This window comes from Micromonospora sp. NPDC126480, assembly GCF_040302465.1.
In the GTDB taxonomy this organism is placed as follows: domain Bacteria; phylum Actinomycetota; class Actinomycetes; order Mycobacteriales; family Micromonosporaceae; genus Micromonospora.
Genome location: NZ_JBEORU010000003.1, coordinates 20,824 through 35,918 on the forward strand (window position 1 = coordinate 20,824; position 15,095 = coordinate 35,918).

The window sequence follows — 15,095 nt, forward strand, 5'->3', positions numbered from 1 at the left end:
TCCGCGGTATCCCCTCAGTAGCGTCGCGCCGCCCGCGACCCGGCCGGCCACGGTACGGCAGTGGCTCCATCGTCCCAGGCGGGCGCCAGCCCGGCATCCGTACCGGCACAGCGTGGCCACCGTCGCGATCAACCCTACGCGGCGCGGCGCTCACCGACCACGACGAGCACGACGGAACCAGGGCGAACTCAGGGACATCCCTGCCCCGGGAGACGCGGTCGGGGCGGCTCAGGCGGCGCAGACCACGTCGCGGTCGGCGGGACGCACCCGGGTGCTGCGCAGGGTCGCCTTGAGCGGGGAGTCCTGCCGGACCTGCACCGAGACCGTGCCGTCCGAGGAGACCTGGCGGACACTCCGGCCGGCGGCCTTGGCAACGGCCGGCTGCACCGCGGCCGGCTGCTGCTCGACCGGCTCGTCCTGGATCGGCACCAGCACGCCCGGCATCTGCTCGGCGAGCGCGACCGTGTCGCTCACCTCGCGCAGCAGCTCGGACAGGCGCGCACCCAGCGCGTCGCAGATGGCGGCCAGCAGCTCGCTCGACGGCTCCTTCTGGCCCCGCTCGATCTCGGACAGGTAGCCGAGGCTGACGTTCGCGGCGGAGGAGACCTCGCGCAGGGTGCGGTGCTGCCCCTGCCGGCGTGCCCGCAGCGCGTCACCGATCACCCGGCGTAGCAGGACCATCGCACCTCCCCTGGGGGACACCACTCCGCTCCGACCACCCGGACCCAGCGGACCGGCCAACGGAGCCTTCCCGCAACCGTACCCGGTGCCGGCCCGCCCGACATCCCGCCCCGCCCGTCGAAATCGGATGATCCCTCACCGACGGCCGGTGCCGGCCGGGTCCCGGTCGGCGTCCCGGGGATCAACGGTCAGCTGCTCGGCGAGCAGCCGGAGCACCTCCACCACGGCGGCCGACCGGATGCGCTCGCGGCTACCGTCCAGGTCAAGCCGCCGGACCTCGCTGCCGGACGGGCCGGCGACCGCCACGTACACGAGCCCGACCGGCTTGCCGTCCTGCGGCTCGGGGCCGGCCACCCCGGTCGTGGCCAGGCCCCAGTCGGCCCCGCACCGGCGCCGGCCGCCCTCCGCGAGCGCCACGGCGACGTCCGGATCGACCGGCCCGCGCTCGGCGAGGAGATCCTCCGGTACGCCCGCCAGCCGCGACTTCATCTCCGTGGCGTAGACCACCAGCCCGCCCTGGTAGACGCTGCTGACCCCGGCGATCTCCACGATCGCGGCGGCGAGCAGGCCACCGGTCAGCGACTCGACCGTGGCCAGGGTCTCCCGCCGTTCCGAGAGGCTGTGCACCACGCCCGCCGCCGGGCTGCCGACCGGCCGCTCGCCCTCGGCGTCCGTTCCCATCCCCATGGTCAGTTCCCTTCTCACCGGCCGGCCGTGCTACTCGTCCCCGGACCGGCGCCGGTCAGCCGGCGGGCCGGCGCAGGCGCAGCGCCTGGGCCACGTAGTCGAAACCGGTGACGACCGTCACCGCCACCGCGGCGCCCATGATCCAGGGGCCGACCGCGGCGAGAGCGGCGGGCATGGGCCAGAGGTACCAGACGATCGCGAGGATCTGCAGCGCCGTCTTGGCCTTGCCGCCCCGGCTGGCGGCGATCACGCCGTGTCGGATCACCCAGAACCGCAGCGCGGTGATGCCCAGCTCCCGCACGAGGATCACCGCGGTCACCCACCAGGAGAGCTGGTCGTACCAGGAGAGAAGCAGCAGGGCGGCGCCGGTGAGGGCCTTGTCGGCGATCGGGTCGGCGACCTTGCCCACCGAGGTGACCAGGCCGAACCGGCGGGCGATCCACCCGTCCACCAGGTCGGTGACCGAGGCCACCGCGAAGATCAGGCAGGCCGCGATCCGCCAGCCCGGGTGGGTCATCGCCGAGGCCACCACCGAGACCCCGAAGACCGGTACCAGCACCAGCCGCAGCAGGGTCAGCGCGTTGGCCGCGTTGAGCACGGACACCCGGGTGGCGACCGGGGCCGCGGCCGGCTCCGCCGCTCCGGTCATCGCCGCGCTCCGCTCCGGCCGCGGTGGCGGACCTGGCACCTCACCACGTGGCTCCCTCGCCTTGTCCGGGCCCGCCGTCACCGTGCCGCGCCGGGCGCCGCCGAGATCATCTCATCCGGAACGGCGACCAGGTCGACGCCCTCGGTCGCCGTGACCGTGGCCCGGACCAGGTCGCCCGGGCGCAGCGCGGCCAGGTCGACGCCGCCCCCGGGCGGCGCGACGAGCGTGGTCGAGCCGTCGACCTCCGGCGCCTGGTGCGCGGCACGCCCCTCGACCACGCCCTCGTCGGCCGAGTCGACAAGGACCTCCACGGTCGAGCCGAGCCGCTCCTCGGCCCGCTGGGCGCACAGCTCGTCGGCGAGCGCGGAGAGCTTGTCGTACCGGCGCTTGATCGTGGCCGCCGAGACCTTGCCGGGCAGACCGGCGGCCTCGGTGCCGTCCTCGTCGCTGTAGTCGAACACGCCGATCGCGTCCAGCCGCGCCTCGGTCAGGAACCGGACCAGCTCGGCCACGTCGGCACGGGTCTCGCCCGGGAAGCCGACGATGAAGTTGCTCCGCGCGCCCGCTTCCGGGGACAGGGCGCGGGCGCCGGCCAGCAGCTCCAGGAACCGGTCGGTGGAGCCGAACCGGCGCATCCGGCGCAGCACCGGCTCGCTGGAGTGCTGGAAGGACAGGTCGAAGTACGCGGCGACGCCGGGCGTGGTGGCGATCACCTCGACCAGGCCGGGCCGGGTCTCGGCGGGCTGGAGGTAGCTGGCCCGCACCCGGACGATGCCGTCGATCGCGGCGAGCTGCGGCAGCAGCTTCTCCAGCGCCCGCGGGTCGCCCAGGTCCTTGCCGTAGGAGGTCGAGTTCTCGCTGACCAGCACCAGCTCGCGGACCCCGGTCTTGGCCAGCCATTCGGCCTCGGCGAGCAGCTCGTCGGGGGTACGGGAGACGAAGGCGCCGCGGAAGGCGGGGATGGCGCAGAACGCGCAGCGCCGGTCGCAGCCGCTGGCCAGCTTGAGCGACGCGACCGGGCCGGTGTCGAGCCGGCGTCGCAGCACGGGGCGCAGGTGTGCCGGCGTGTGCTCGTCGGCCTCGGCGGTGACGCGGGTGCCGTGGCCGGGCAGCGACACCGCCGCCTCCCGGCGCTTGACCGGGGTGAGCGGCAGCAGCTCGCGGCGGTCGCGGGGGGTGTGCGCGTCGACCGGCCGGCCGGCGAGCACGGCGTCCAGCCGGGTGGAGATCTCCGGGTAGTCGTCGAAGCTCAGCACCGCCTGCGCCTCGGGCAGGCTGTCGGCCAGCTCACGCCCGTACCGCTCGGCCATGCACCCGGCCGCGACCACCTTCGCGCCGGTGTCGGCGGCGGCCAGCAGCGTCTGGATCGAGTCGTGCTTGGCCTTCTCGACGAACCCACACGTGTTCACTACGACCACGTCGGCGCCCTCACCGTCGGTGGTCACCTGCCAGCCGTCGGCGTGCAGGCGCGCGGCAAGCTCCTCCGAGTCGACCTCGTTGCGGGCGCAGCCCAGCGTCAGCAGGGCGACGCGGCGACCGTCAGCGGTTTCAGGGGAGGTGGCAGACACCATCCGAGGGTACCGGGCCGGTGACCGGTGCCCGACAACGGCGGGCGGGCGTCAGCCGGTGGCCGCGCCCACCCGGGCCAGGCGGTCGAGCAGGAAGACCTCCGTGCCGGCGAGGCCCGTCGAGCAGAAGACCGAGATCTGGTCCGCGTCGGTCCGGCCGGGGACCGCCCCCGCCAGGACCGCGCCCAGGTCGCGCAGCCGGTCGGCGTACGGGGGCAGCGCGGCGAGCATCGGCGGGACGTACGCGGTCGCCTGCGCCGGCGAGTCGGTGGCCAGCAGGTCCGCCCGGTCCAGCAGGTCCGGGCCGAACTCGTGGCGGTCGACCTGCTTGAAGCCCACCGCGTTGACGTGGGTGCCCGGGGCCAGGTCGGTGGCGTCGAGCACCGGCTCGGTGCTGGTGGTGGCGAGCACCACGACGTCGCGGTGCGCCACGGCCGCCCGGGCCGAGCCGACCGCCCGGGCCGGGACGGCCAGTTCCGCGCGGACCCGGGCGGCGAAGGCCTCCCGGCGGGCGGCGGAGCGGCTGTACACGGTGACCTCGCGCAGCGGCCGGACCGCCGCGACGGCCCACACCTGGGTCCATGCCTGCCGCCCGGAGCCGACCACGCCGAGCGTGGCCGCGTCGGGGCGGGCCAGCGCGTCGACGGCCACCCCGCCCAGCCCGCCGGTGCGCCGCGACCCCAGTTCGTCGCCGACCGCGACGGCCAGCACCGCGCCGGTACGGCCGTCGTGCAGCACCACCACCTGCTCGCCGCCCGGGTGCCCGAACGTGTCGTAGGACCGGAAGCCGTACCACTCGCCGACCAGGTGCCCGGCGGTCAGGACCATCCGGCCCCCGCCGAGCGCGGCGGCGGCCCGGGGCGGTGCGACCAGCCGGCCGTCGTGGGCGGCGCGCAGCGCGTCCCGCATCGCCGCGACCGTCGTCGGGGCGTCGAGGGCGGCGGCGACCTCGGGGTCGGAGAAGAGCAGCGGCATGGGCCAATACTGCAAGCTGAAGTGAGGTTGAGGTCCACCCGGCGTGGCTCGGATCACCGCCCGCGACGGTGCTACCGTCGGCGACGGCGGCCCCGGCCGTCCCGGACGAGTGGTGGGCGTACCCGGTCAGGCAAGACGCCCCCGTGGCCCGCAGAATCGACTCGTCCCGGCCCTCCGCGACCCGGACATCCCGCAGAGGTGACTCACCATGGCCTGGATCGTGCTGGTGATCTCCGGACTCCTGGAGACCGCGTGGGCGGTGGCCCTCGACCGCAGCGCCGGCTTCAGCCGTCTCGTCCCGTCGGTGGTCTTCGCCGTCACCCTCGTGCTCAGCATGGCCGGCCTCGCGTACGCGCTGCGCGAGATCCCCGTCGGCACCGGGTACGCCGTCTGGGTGGGCATCGGCGCCGTCGGCACCGCCCTGGTGGGGATGGTCGCGTTGAACGAGCCGGCCAGCCTTCCCCGGATCATCTGCCTGCTGCTGGTGGTCGCCGGCGTGGTCGGCCTGAAGATTTACCACTGACGCCCCGCGCCCCCGAGATCGCACCGCAACGACGAAGTTGGGGGCCTCCGGCTCGCCCCGAGGCCACTACTTCGCAGATACCAGGACGATCTTGCGCGGAGGGCAAGGCGTGACTGCCGACCACATTGGGTAGAGATCGGCCGGCACCGAACGACATCTCACCCACCACGGAGGACACCCATGGCCGACATCCACAGCACCGCCCGTCCCCGCAGCGGCGCCGCGCGCATCTGCACCATCCTGGGCTTCGTCTTCGCGGTTCTCGCGATTCTCTTCCTTCCGCCGCTGTTCGGCCTGGCCGGCATCGCCCTCGGCGTCGTGGGCGCCGTGCTCGGCGACAAGCCGCTGGGCTGGTACGCGGCCGGCGCCAGCCTGGCCGGCATGATCATCGGCATGCTGCTCGGAGCGGCGCTCTACAGCTCCTGACCCGCTCCGCTCCCCCGCACGCCACGGGCCCGCCGGTCGCACGGCGGGCCCGTGGCGTGCCACGAGGATGGGGATCAGCTCGTCCGCGCGCGCCGCCCGCCGCGACGACGCGGCTCGTCACTTATCGCCGCCGCGCAGGCCCACCAGGACGTCTTCCAGCTCGTCCGGCTTGACCAGCACGTCGCGGGCCTTCGAGCCCTCGGACGGACCGACCACGCCGCGCGTCTCCATCAGGTCCATCAGCCGGCCGGCCTTCGCGAAGCCGACCCGCAGCTTGCGCTGGAGCATCGAGGTCGAGCCGAACTGCGAGGTCACCACCAGCTCGACCGCCTGCACCAGCAGGTCGAGGTCGTCGCCGATGTCCTCGTCGATCTTCTTCTTGCCCTCCTGGGCGACCGAGAGCACGTCCGGCCGGAACTCCGGCTCGCGCTGGTCCTTGCAGAACTTCACCACGTCGGTGATCTCGCGCTCCGTCACCCAGGCGCCCTGGATCCGGATCGGCTTCGACGCGCCCATCGGCAGGAAGAGGCCGTCGCCGCGGCCGAGCAGTTTCTCCGCGCCCGGCTGGTCGAGGATGACCCGCGAGTCGGCGAGGGAGGAGGTGGCGAAGGCGAGCCGGGACGGCACGTTCGCCTTGATCAGACCGGTCACCACGTCGACCGAGGGGCGCTGCGTGGCGAGCACCAGGTGGATGCCGGCGGCCCGGGCGAGCTGGGTGATCCGGACGACCGAATCCTCCACGTCACGCGGGGCGACCATCATCAGGTCGGCCAGCTCGTCGACGATCACCAGCAGGTACGGGTACGGCCGGATCTCCCGCTCGCTGCCCGGCGGCGCCTTGATCTCGCCGTTGCGGACCTTGCGGTTGAAGTCGTCGATGTGCCGGACCCCGTTGGCGGCGAGGTCGTCGTACCGCATGTCCATCTCGCGGACCACCCACTCCAGCGAGTCGGCGGCCTTCTTGGCGTTTGTCACGATCGGCGTGACCAGGTGTGGGATGCCCTCGTAGCCGGTCATCTCGACCCGCTTCGGGTCGATCAGCAGCAGCCGCACCTCGTCCGGGGTGGCGCGGGTCAGGACCGACACCAGCAGCGAGTTGAGGCAGGACGACTTGCCGGCGCCGGTGGCCCCGGCGATCAGGATGTGCGGCATCTTCGCCAGGTTGGCCACCACGTAGCCGCCCTCGATGTCCTTGCCGAGGGCGACCACCATCGGGTGGTGGTCACTGGTGGCCGCCCGGGACCGCAGCACGTCGCCGAGCGCGACGTTCTCCGGGTCGGTGTTCGGGATCTCCACGCCGACCGCGCTCTTGCCCGGGATCGGGCTGAGGATGCGCACGTCCGGCGACTTCACCGCGTACGCGATGTTGCGGGAGAGCTGGGTGATGCGCTCGACCTTGACGCCCGGACCGAGCTCGACCTCGTACCGGGTCACGGTCGGGCCCCGGGTGAAGCCGGTGACCGCGGCGTCCACGTCGAACTGCTCGAAGACGCCGGTCAGCGCGGCGATCACCTCGTCGTTGGCCTTGCTCCGCTTCTTGGGGGCGGCGCCACTGCTCAGCAGGTTCGCCGGCGGCAGCGTGTAGTCGCCGGCCAGCCCGGTCAGTGCGAGCTGCTCAGCCCGGGTGGGCAGCGGCGAGTGCTCGGGCGGCTCGGCCGGCTTGCGGCTGGCCGGCACTTTGGCGGGCGGCTTGCGGGGCAGGACGAGCGTCTCCTGGAGGTCCGCGCCGGCCAGGTCGTCGTCGAAGTCGTCCGGGTCCAGCGGGGGCGGCAACCGCTTCGCGGGACGCTTGCGGGCCGGCTTCTCAGCGCCCTCCTCCTCCGCCTCCTCGGTCGGTGGGCCGCCGGTCACCGCGCCGGCCAGCAGGCCCAGCCGCTCGGGGATCTTGTTGATCGGCGTCGCGGTGACCACCAGCAACCCGAAGACCAGCAGCAGAATCAGCAGCGGGACGGCCACCCAGGCGGTCACCGCGCGTTCGAGCAGACTGCCGACACCCGCGCCGACCAGACCGCCGGCGTAGTCCCGCTGGACCGGGTCCACCGGGTTCTGCCCGATGTGGAGCAGCGCGGCGGTGGCGACCAGCATGGACCCCCAGCCGACCAGGCCCCGACCGCGGTGCTCCGGGTCGCCGGGTTGCCGCATCAGCCGCCAGGCGCCGATCATCAGCAGCACCGGCACCACGATGGCGATCGCGCCGAGGAACAGCCGTACGCTGTCGGCCAACCGCTCGCCGACCGGCCCGGCGCCGGAGAACCAGATGCCGGCCGCGCTGAGCAGGGCGAGGCCGAGCACCAGCAGCCCGGCGCCGTCGCGCCGGTGCTCCGGGTCGAGGTCGCGGGCCGACGCGGCCTGCCGGCCGGCGGCACGCACCGCCCAGCCCACCCCGTGTGCGAGACCCATCCACAGTGCCCCGACGGCGCGGCCGACGTAGACGGCCGGCCCCGGACGGGCCGCGGTGCGGCGGCGGGCCGGAGTGCGGGTCTTCTTCGCCGGCTGGCGGGCACGGCTGTTCGTGGTGCCACGCGGCGACGCGCCGCGCCGCCGGCTCGCCTGAGAGGTACGGCCCGCCATAGCATCAACTTAACGGCGGCACCCGGCAGATCGCCGCTTTTCCGGGTCGTGTCCGCGCGTCGTGCGCGAATCCGCCGCCGATCGTGATATCCGCCTCAGAAGGGATGCCGCATGGCGTCGCCGACCGCGGACGGTCCGGACCGCCCCCTGGGCGGGTACCCGGGCGCCCTGCGCCCGTTGACCGGCGAGCTCATCGCCACCGTGCTCGCCGGTCGCGGGTACGCGGTGGAGACCGACCCGGCCGGCGACCTGGTCGGCCGCTGGGCCGACAGCCTGATCTGGTTCCTGCGCCCGGGCGCCGCCGGGGAGCTGCTCCAGGTGCGCACCGTGGTGGCGCCGACGTTCGCCATCGAGTACGTGCCCGCGCTGCACGCCTTCTGCAACGCCTGGAACCACGACCGGCTCTGGCCGAAGGCGTTCGTGCACGTCGAGGACGACGGGCGGGCGCGGATCTGCGGCGAGGTCATCACCGACCTGGAGCACGGTGTGACCCCGCACCAGCTCGACCGGCTCCTCGACTGCGGCATCTCCACGGGCTGCCAGCTGGCCGCCGAGGTGGCCCGCCTGCCCGGCGGGATGCTGCCGTGACGGGGCCGCACGGCGGCCGGTGGCCGGACGAGGTCGGCTGGTCGGGGTGGCCGCCCCGCCGGCGGCGGCCCGCCCGGGACGCCCGCGCGCTCGCCGAGGAGCTGGCCGACGCCCGGGACTCCCCCGACGGCGAGGCGCGCAGCGCCGAGCTGGAGCGGATCGCCGCGCGCGCCGACGCCACCGGTGACGACCGCTCGGCGCTGGGGGCCCGCCTCGCGCTGATCGAGACGTACCTGCTGCACGGCGAGCGGTGGCGCCTGGTCGAGCCGGTCCGCCGCTGCCTCGCCGCCGTCGACCGCCGGCCCGACCTGCTGCCGGCCGGGGGTCGCGAGCTGCTGTCGCGCTACCAGCGGTACGCGGTGGAGGCGCTGCTCGGCAGCCCGCGCGTCGGCCTGGACCAGGCCCGCGCCCTGCTCGACGACCTCCCGACCGGCGATGGGGCGGTGGTCGCCGAGCTGCGCTGCCGGATCGCCGACCACCTCGGCGACGAGCCGGCCGCCCGCTCCTGGTACGAGCGGTGGACAGCCGCCACCCCGGCACCGGCCGACGGGTGCCCGGAGTGCGCCGCCGTACGGCGGGCCGAGCTGCTCGCCGGCTGGGGCGACTGGCGGGCCGCGCTGGACGTGCTGGCCGGCGTCGGCCCGGGCGACTGCACGGAGGCGCCCGAGCGGGGCCTCGCCGCGGCGATGCTGCCCCGGTTGCGGGCCGGTGAGTCGCACGCGGCCGCGGCGGCGCACGTGCGCGCGTACCGGCGGCACCGGCACGAGCGCGCGGCGTTCCCGTACCTGGCCGCCCACCTGCGCTTCTGCGCGCTCAGCGGCAACCCGGTGCGCGGGCTGGACGTCCTGTCCGCGCAGCTGCCGCGGCTCGACCACGCCGACGACGAGCTGTCCGCGATGGAGTTCGCCGCCGCCGGCGCGCTGGTGTGCGTCACGGCGGTGGACGCGGGGCTCGGCGGCCGGCCGGTCCACCGGCCCGGGTACGGGACGCGGCCGGCCGCGGACCTCGACGTGGCGGCCCTCGGTGCCGTGCTGCTCGACCTGGCCACCGGCCTGGCCGGCAGCTTCGACGCGCGCAACGGCACCGGTCACCAGTCCGGGCGGGTCGCGTCCTGGCTGGCCGATCGGGCGCCGGCGGAGAAGGCCCTGGCCGACCCGGTCCCGCTGCCGTTCGATGTCGCCGACGGCGACTGGCCGGCCGACGAGGGGCCGGGCGACGCACCGGCGGAGGACGTGCCCGTCCCGCTCAGCCTGGCGCTGATCACCGCCGCCCTCGACCGGCGCGGCGACCGGTACGTGGTGGACGCGGGCGACACCGTGGTCGGACGCTGGGGTGAGGCGCTCATCCAGGTGCGGCGGGCCGGCGAGCGCGGCGAGATCCTGCACGTGCGCACCGTCGCCAGCCGCCGGCTCCCGGCCGACCGGCGGCCCGAGGCGTACGCGTTCTGCAACTCGTGGAACCACGACCGGCTGCTGCCGACGGCGTACGTGCACGACTCCGGTGCCGAGCTGGTGCTGGCCGGGGACGTGAGCACCGATCTGTCGCACGGGGTCGCCCCGACCCAGCTCGACGTGCTGCTGGAGGCGGCGGTGCGCACCGGCTCGGCGTACGCCGAGCCGGTGGCGGCCCTGCCGTAGGGCGGCCACCGCGTCAGCGGACCGCCTACCGGGTGGTGACCAGGGTCAGGCGGTTGACCTCGAGGATCTCGCGTAGCGGCTGGAAGAAGGTGACGCCACCGCGCCGGCAGTCGCCGGAGCCGCCCGAGGTGACCCCCTGCGCCTGGTCGCCGGAGATCCAGGACCCGCCGGAGTCACCGGGCTCGGCGCACACGTTCGTCCGGACCAGCCCGGTCACCGTCCCCTCCGGGTAGCGGACGGTGGCGTTACGGGCCTGGACGATGCCGCAGCGGGCGCCGGTGGTGGAGCCGGAGCGGCAGATCGACGCGCCGACCGGCACCTCCTGGGCGCCGGCCACCGGCACCGTCCCGCCGTTGAAGTCGTTCACCACGGGCTGCGGCGTCCAGGCGTTGTTGACCTGGACGAACGCCCAGTCGTCACCGGGGAACGACGACGCCCGGAACACGCCCTGGGCGACGCCGTTCGCGCCCGCCGTGCGGGAACCCACCCGGCCGCAGTGCCCGGCGGTGACGAAGCCACCGACCACCGAGAAGCCGACCGAGCAGCGGCCGGCGCCGTTGATGATGAACGGGTCGCCGCCGCGTACGTCGAAGAGCAGCCGGGGCGCCTCGGCCGACGCGTCCACCCGGACCGCCTGGCGGGGTACGCGGGTCCGGTCCACCAGCCGCCAGGCGGCGTCCTCCGCGCCAGGCCGGGCGAGCACCACCAGCGCGTTGTCGGCGACGTCCACGTACCAGCCGGCGACGGCGTCGGAGGTGGACGCGCCGGCCCGGTCCAGCCGGGTCTTGAACGTGTCGAGCTGCCGGACGCCCCGGGCGACCACCTTCGGCACCGCGCCGGCGGCGCGTACCCGGTCGGCCTCCGCCGGGTCGGCGACCGCGACGTTGAGGGTCCGGCCGTCAGCGCCGAGCCAACTGCCGCCGTAGTCGGCGCCGAGTTCACCGCGCAGCTGGCCGACCACACCCGTGGCCCAGCGCTCGGTCCGGATGCGTGCCGTGACCTGCTCCGGCGTCAGCGACAGGTCGCGACGCATCGCGTCGGCCACCTCCGGCGCGACGCCGTCGGCCGCCGGCACCGCACCGGATCTCGGTGCGGTCTCCTCCCCGGCGAAGGACGGCAGGGTCACCGCCGCCACCGCGCCCACCGTCGCCACCATCACCCCGATGGCTGTCCACCGTCTGCGGTCCATCCGTCACGCTCCTCCCGGCCGGCGCGGTCACGCCCGCCACGTTCGAGTACGGGGCCGGACCGGCGACGGTTGAAGGATCGACGGAAAACAATGGCGACGCCCGCCGGAGAGTGACCGGCGGGCGTCGCTCAGTGACGGAAATCAGACCTCGACGACGGTCGGGACGATCATGGGCCGGCGGCGGTACGCGTCGTTGACCCAGCGTCCCACCGTCCGCCGGACGATCTGCTGGAGCTGGTGCGGGTCGGTGATGCCGTCCGACGCGGCCCGGTTGAGCGCCTCGGTGATCAGGGGCACCACCGGGTTGAACGCCTCCGGGTCCTCGGAGAAGCCCTTGGCGGAGACGGTCGGCCCGCCGACGACCTTCCCGGTGACCGAGTCGACCACGACCGTCGCGGCGATGAACCCGCCGTCGCCGAGGATCCGGCGCTCGGTGAGCAGTGATTCGGACACGTCGCCGACGGCGAGGCCGTCGACGTAGACGTACCGGCTCTTGACGTGGCCGACCAGGCTGGCCCGACCTTCGACCAGGTCGACCACGTCGCCGTCCTCGCAGAGCACCACCCGGTCCGGCGCGACGCCGGACTCGATGCCGAGGCGGGCGTGTGCGCGCAGGTGCCGCCACTCGCCGTGCACCGGCATGAGGTTGCTCGGCCGGACGACGTTCAGCAGGTAGAGCAGCTCACCGGCGGGGGCGTGCCCGGAGACGTGCACCTTCGCCACGTCCTTGTGCACGACGACCGCACCCGCCCGGGCCAGCCGGTTGATCACCCGGTAGACCGAGGTCTCGTTGCCGGGGACCAGCGAGGAGGCGAGCACCACGGTGTCGCCGGGCGCGATCGTGATGTGCCGGTGGTCGCCGCTGGCCATCCGGCCCAGCGCGCTCATCGGCTCGCCCTGGCTGCCGGTGGACATCAGCACGATCTGGTCGGGCGGCATCGCGGTCGCCTCCTCGATGCCGACGACCAGGCCCGACGGGATGTTCAGCAGGCCCAGGTCGCGCGCGATGCCCATGTTCCGCACCATCGAGCGGCCGATCAGGGCGACCTTGCGGCCGTGCTCGACGGCGGAGTCGAAGACCTGCTGCACCCGGTGCACGTGCGAGGCGAACGACGCGACGATGATCCGGCCCCGGGCCTTCTGGAAGATCGAGTCGAGCACCGGCCCGATCTCCCGCTCCGGAGTGACGAAGCCGGGGATCTCGGCGTTCGTGGAGTCCGACAGGAGCAGGTCCACGCCCTCCGCGCCGAGCCGCGCGAAACCGGCCAGGTCGGTGATCCGGCCGTCCAGCGGAAGCTGGTCCATCTTGAAGTCGCCGGTGTGCAGCACCAGGCCGGCCGGGGTGCGGATGGCGACCGCGAGCGCGTCCGGGATCGAGTGGTTGACCGCGAAGAACTCGCACTCGAACGGGCCCAGCCGCTCCCGGCCGCCCTCCCGGACGGTGAGCGTGTACGGCTGGATCCGCCGCTCGGCGAGCTTCGCCTCGACCAGGGCGAGGGTGAACTGCGAGCCGACCAGCGGGATGTCCGGCTTGTGCGCGAGCAGGTACGGCACCGCGCCGATGTGGTCCTCGTGACCGTGGGTGAGCACGATCGCCTGCACGTCGCCGAGCCGGTCCAGGATCGGGCCGAAGTCGGGCAGGATCAGGTCGACGCCGGGCTGCTCCACGTCGGGGAAGAGCACACCGCAGTCGACGATCAGCAGCTTGCCGTCGTACTCGAAGACGGTCATGTTCCGACCGATGGCGCCGAGCCCGCCGAGCGGGATGATCCGCAGTCCGCCGTCCGGCAGCGGCGGCGGGAGTTCCGCGTCGAAGTGCGCCTCGGTCACGCTTCCACCTCATTCTGCGACGCCGTCACCCGGCGTCCGTCGTGTCGTTCGATCATTCGGGGAGGTCCAGGCCCGCCGCCGCGCAGTCGGCGCGGAGCTGGGCGAGCTGCTCGGCGGTGGCGTCCACCAGCGGCGGGCGGACCGGACCGGCCGGCAGGCCCTTGGCCGCCAGGCCCGCCTTGACCAGGATCGTGCCCTGGGTACGGAAGATGCCGGTGTACAGCGGCAGCAACCGCCGGTGCAGGGCGAGCGCCGTGGCGTTGTCCCCCGCGTCGTACGCCTTGATCATCTCCTGGGTCTGCACCCCGGTGAAGTGGGTCGAGGTGCCGACCACGCCGACCGAGCCCACGGCCAGCGCGGGCAGGGTGAGCGAGTCCTCGCCGCTGTAGAAGGCGAGACTGGTCCGGCTGGTCACCCAACTGGTGGCGGTCAGGTCGCTCTTGGCGTCCTTCACCGCGACGATCCGGCCGTGCTCGGCCAGGCGGACAAGCGTCTCGGTCTCGATCGGCACGCCGGAGCGGTGCGGGATGTCGTAGAGCATCACCGGCAGGCCGCTGGCGTCCGCCACCGCGGTGAAGTGCCGCAGCAGGCCCGCCTGCGGCGGCTTGTTGTAGTACGGCGTCACCACCAGCAGGCCGTGCGCGCCGGCCTTCTCGGCGGCGGCGGCCAGCTCGATCGTGTGCCGGGTGTCGTTGGTGCCGACACCCGCCACCACCTTGGCGCGGTCGCCGACGGCCTCCACGACCGTCCGGATGAGCTGTTCCTTCTCCCCGTCGGTGGTGGTCGGCGACTCGCCGGTGGTGCCGTTGACCACCAGCGCGTCGTTGCCCTGCTCGTCGACCAGGTACGTGGCCAGCCGTGCCGCGCCGTCCAGGTCGAGCGAGCCGTCGCCGGTGAACGGCGTCACCATGGCCGTGAGCACCCGTCCGAACGGCCGGGACGCCGCCCGGGCGGGGGTGTCAGGGTGGTCGTGCGTCATCATTCCAACCTAGCGGACGACCGGCGAGGCCCAGCCGGGGAAGGGCTCAGGACACCTCGGCGTGCGGGCTCGCCGCCACCTCGGTGCCGTCGGGCAGGGTCGAGATCACGAAGTCGTTGAACACGTTCGGGGCGACGCCCTGGAGCTGGCGCAGGCACTCGACGGCCAGCTCACGGATCTCCACGTCGGCGTGCTCGGTCGCCCGCATGGCGATGAAGTGCCGCCACGCCCGGTAGTTGCCGGTGACCACGATCCGCGTCTCCGTGGCGTTCGGCAGCACCGCCCGCGCCGCCTGCCGGGCGCGCTTGCGCCGCAGCGTCGGGTTGGGCTCGTCGGCGAACCGCTGCTCCAGCCCCTCCAGCAGCTCGGTGTACGCCCGGACGCTCGCCTCGGCGGCCTCGACGAACCTCTTGTGCAGCTCCGGGTCCTCGGCGATGACCGAGGGCTCGACCATCGCCGCGTCCCGCTCCGGCACGTAGCGCTGGGACAGCTGGGAGTACGAGAAGTGCCGGTGCCGGATCAGCTCGTGCGTGAACGACCGGGACACGCCGGTGAAGTAGAAGCTCACCGAGCCGTGCTCCAGCACGCTCAGGTGGCCGACGTCCAGGATGTGCGCCAGGTAGCCGGCGTTCGTCGCGGTCGCCGGGTTCGGCTTCTTCCAGCTCTGGTAGCAGGCCCGGCCCGCGAACTCGGCGAGCGCCTGGCCGCCGTCGGCGTCGGTCGACCACGGCACGTCGTCCGGGGCCTCGAAGTGGGTCCACGCGATGAGCTTGACCTGGGGCTGCACCATGT

At 74.1% G+C, this 15,095-nt stretch carries 14 protein-coding genes and 1 riboswitch; of the genes, 4 read left to right on the forward strand and 10 right to left on the reverse strand.

Annotated elements, in window-relative coordinates; all coding sequences use genetic code 11:
• Positions 1-228: 228 nt before the first annotated feature.
• The 5 genes from ABTW87_RS03375 to ABTW87_RS03395 form a co-directional block, all read right to left on the reverse strand.
• Positions 229-681, reverse strand: a complete 453-nt coding sequence (locus tag ABTW87_RS03375; RefSeq protein WP_350648089.1) for a helix-turn-helix domain-containing protein — start codon at positions 679-681, stop codon at positions 229-231.
• 135 nt (positions 682-816) lie between these two features.
• Complete coding sequence (locus ABTW87_RS03380; protein ID WP_502891523.1) at positions 817-1,362, reverse strand: CinA family protein; 546 nt, start codon at positions 1,360-1,362, stop codon at positions 817-819.
• 61 nt (positions 1,363-1,423) lie between these two features.
• Positions 1,424-2,017, reverse strand: a complete 594-nt coding sequence (gene pgsA, locus ABTW87_RS03385) for a CDP-diacylglycerol--glycerol-3-phosphate 3-phosphatidyltransferase (protein ID WP_350648092.1) — start codon at positions 2,015-2,017, stop codon at positions 1,424-1,426.
• A 77-nt stretch (positions 2,018-2,094) separates the two neighbouring features.
• Entirely contained in the window at positions 2,095-3,588 is a 1,494-nt protein-coding gene (rimO, locus tag ABTW87_RS03390; RefSeq protein ID WP_350648094.1) for a 30S ribosomal protein S12 methylthiotransferase RimO, read from the reverse strand.
• Positions 3,589-3,636: 48 nt separating this feature from the next.
• On the reverse strand, positions 3,637-4,560 hold the full coding sequence (locus ABTW87_RS03395; protein WP_350648096.1) for an ornithine cyclodeaminase family protein: 924 nt from the start codon (positions 4,558-4,560) through the stop codon (positions 3,637-3,639).
• Between the two features lie 82 nt (positions 4,561-4,642).
• Positions 4,643-4,705: riboswitch (guanidine-III (ykkC-III) riboswitch) on the forward strand.
• 63 nt (positions 4,706-4,768) lie between these two features.
• Here ABTW87_RS03395 and ABTW87_RS03400 point away from each other — a divergent pair.
• Positions 4,769-5,083, forward strand: coding sequence for a DMT family transporter (locus ABTW87_RS03400; protein WP_350648097.1), 315 nt, complete (start codon positions 4,769-4,771; stop codon positions 5,081-5,083).
• 180 nt (positions 5,084-5,263) lie between these two features.
• The gene (locus tag ABTW87_RS03405; protein WP_350648099.1) at positions 5,264-5,509 is read left to right on the forward strand and encodes a hypothetical protein; all 246 of its coding nucleotides are present in this window, start codon (positions 5,264-5,266) and stop codon (positions 5,507-5,509) included.
• Between the two features lie 117 nt (positions 5,510-5,626).
• Here ABTW87_RS03405 and ABTW87_RS03410 read toward each other — a convergent pair whose 3' ends face one another.
• Complete coding sequence (locus ABTW87_RS03410; protein ID WP_350648100.1) at positions 5,627-8,080, reverse strand: DNA translocase FtsK; 2,454 nt, start codon at positions 8,078-8,080, stop codon at positions 5,627-5,629.
• Between the two features lie 111 nt (positions 8,081-8,191).
• On the opposite strand from ABTW87_RS03410, the gene ABTW87_RS03415 reads away from it, so the two are divergent.
• Positions 8,192-8,668, forward strand: a complete 477-nt coding sequence (locus ABTW87_RS03415) for a type III secretion system chaperone family protein (RefSeq protein ID WP_350648102.1) — start codon at positions 8,192-8,194, stop codon at positions 8,666-8,668.
• Positions 8,665-10,305, forward strand: a complete 1,641-nt coding sequence (locus ABTW87_RS03420; RefSeq protein ID WP_350648103.1) for a YbjN domain-containing protein — start codon at positions 8,665-8,667, stop codon at positions 10,303-10,305. The genes ABTW87_RS03415 and ABTW87_RS03420 overlap by 4 nt, the downstream gene beginning before the upstream one ends.
• Before the next feature lie 25 nt (positions 10,306-10,330).
• On the opposite strand, the gene ABTW87_RS03425 is transcribed toward ABTW87_RS03420, so the two are convergent.
• From ABTW87_RS03425 to thyX, 4 genes are all read right to left on the reverse strand, one after another.
• Positions 10,331-11,494 carry a S1 family peptidase gene (locus tag ABTW87_RS03425; RefSeq protein ID WP_350648105.1) on the reverse strand — a complete coding sequence of 388 codons (1,164 nt, stop codon included), beginning with the start codon at positions 11,492-11,494 and terminating at the stop codon, positions 10,331-10,333.
• Positions 11,495-11,635: 141 nt separating this feature from the next.
• A complete protein-coding gene (locus ABTW87_RS03430) occupies positions 11,636-13,324 on the reverse strand; it encodes a ribonuclease J (protein ID WP_350648107.1) in 1,689 nt (562 codons plus the stop codon).
• Between the two features lie 52 nt (positions 13,325-13,376).
• A complete protein-coding gene (gene dapA, locus ABTW87_RS03435; protein WP_350648108.1) occupies positions 13,377-14,303 on the reverse strand; it encodes a 4-hydroxy-tetrahydrodipicolinate synthase in 927 nt (308 codons plus the stop codon).
• Between the two features lie 46 nt (positions 14,304-14,349).
• The gene (gene thyX, locus ABTW87_RS03440; RefSeq protein WP_350648512.1) at positions 14,350-15,093 is read right to left on the reverse strand and encodes an FAD-dependent thymidylate synthase; all 744 of its coding nucleotides are present in this window, start codon (positions 15,091-15,093) and stop codon (positions 14,350-14,352) included.
• Between the last annotated feature and the right edge of the window lie 2 nt (positions 15,094-15,095).

Excerpts from the sequence above, each read along its gene's own strand:
- ABTW87_RS03375 (WP_350648089.1), bottom strand. The coding sequence starts at position 681 with ATGGTCCTGCTACGCCGGGTGATCGGTGACGCGCTGCGGGCACGCCGG.
- ABTW87_RS03380 (WP_502891523.1), bottom strand. The coding sequence starts at position 1,362 with ATGGGAACGGACGCCGAGGGCGAGCGGCCGGTCGGCAGCCCGGCGGCG.
- pgsA (WP_350648092.1), bottom strand. The coding sequence starts at position 2,017 with ATGACCGGAGCGGCGGAGCCGGCCGCGGCCCCGGTCGCCACCCGGGTG.
- rimO (WP_350648094.1), bottom strand. The coding sequence starts at position 3,588 with ATGGTGTCTGCCACCTCCCCTGAAACCGCTGACGGTCGCCGCGTCGCC.
- ABTW87_RS03395 (WP_350648096.1), bottom strand. The coding sequence starts at position 4,560 with ATGCCGCTGCTCTTCTCCGACCCCGAGGTCGCCGCCGCCCTCGACGCC.
- ABTW87_RS03400 (WP_350648097.1), top strand. The coding sequence starts at position 4,769 with ATGGCCTGGATCGTGCTGGTGATCTCCGGACTCCTGGAGACCGCGTGG.
- ABTW87_RS03405 (WP_350648099.1), top strand. The coding sequence starts at position 5,264 with ATGGCCGACATCCACAGCACCGCCCGTCCCCGCAGCGGCGCCGCGCGC.
- ABTW87_RS03410 (WP_350648100.1), bottom strand. The coding sequence starts at position 8,080 with ATGGCGGGCCGTACCTCTCAGGCGAGCCGGCGGCGCGGCGCGTCGCCG.
- ABTW87_RS03415 (WP_350648102.1), top strand. The coding sequence starts at position 8,192 with ATGGCGTCGCCGACCGCGGACGGTCCGGACCGCCCCCTGGGCGGGTAC.
- ABTW87_RS03425 (WP_350648105.1), bottom strand. The coding sequence starts at position 11,494 with ATGGACCGCAGACGGTGGACAGCCATCGGGGTGATGGTGGCGACGGTG.
- dapA (WP_350648108.1), bottom strand. The coding sequence starts at position 14,303 with ATGACGCACGACCACCCTGACACCCCCGCCCGGGCGGCGTCCCGGCCG.
- thyX (WP_350648512.1), bottom strand. The coding sequence starts at position 15,093 with ATGGTGCAGCCCCAGGTCAAGCTCATCGCGTGGACCCACTTCGAGGCC.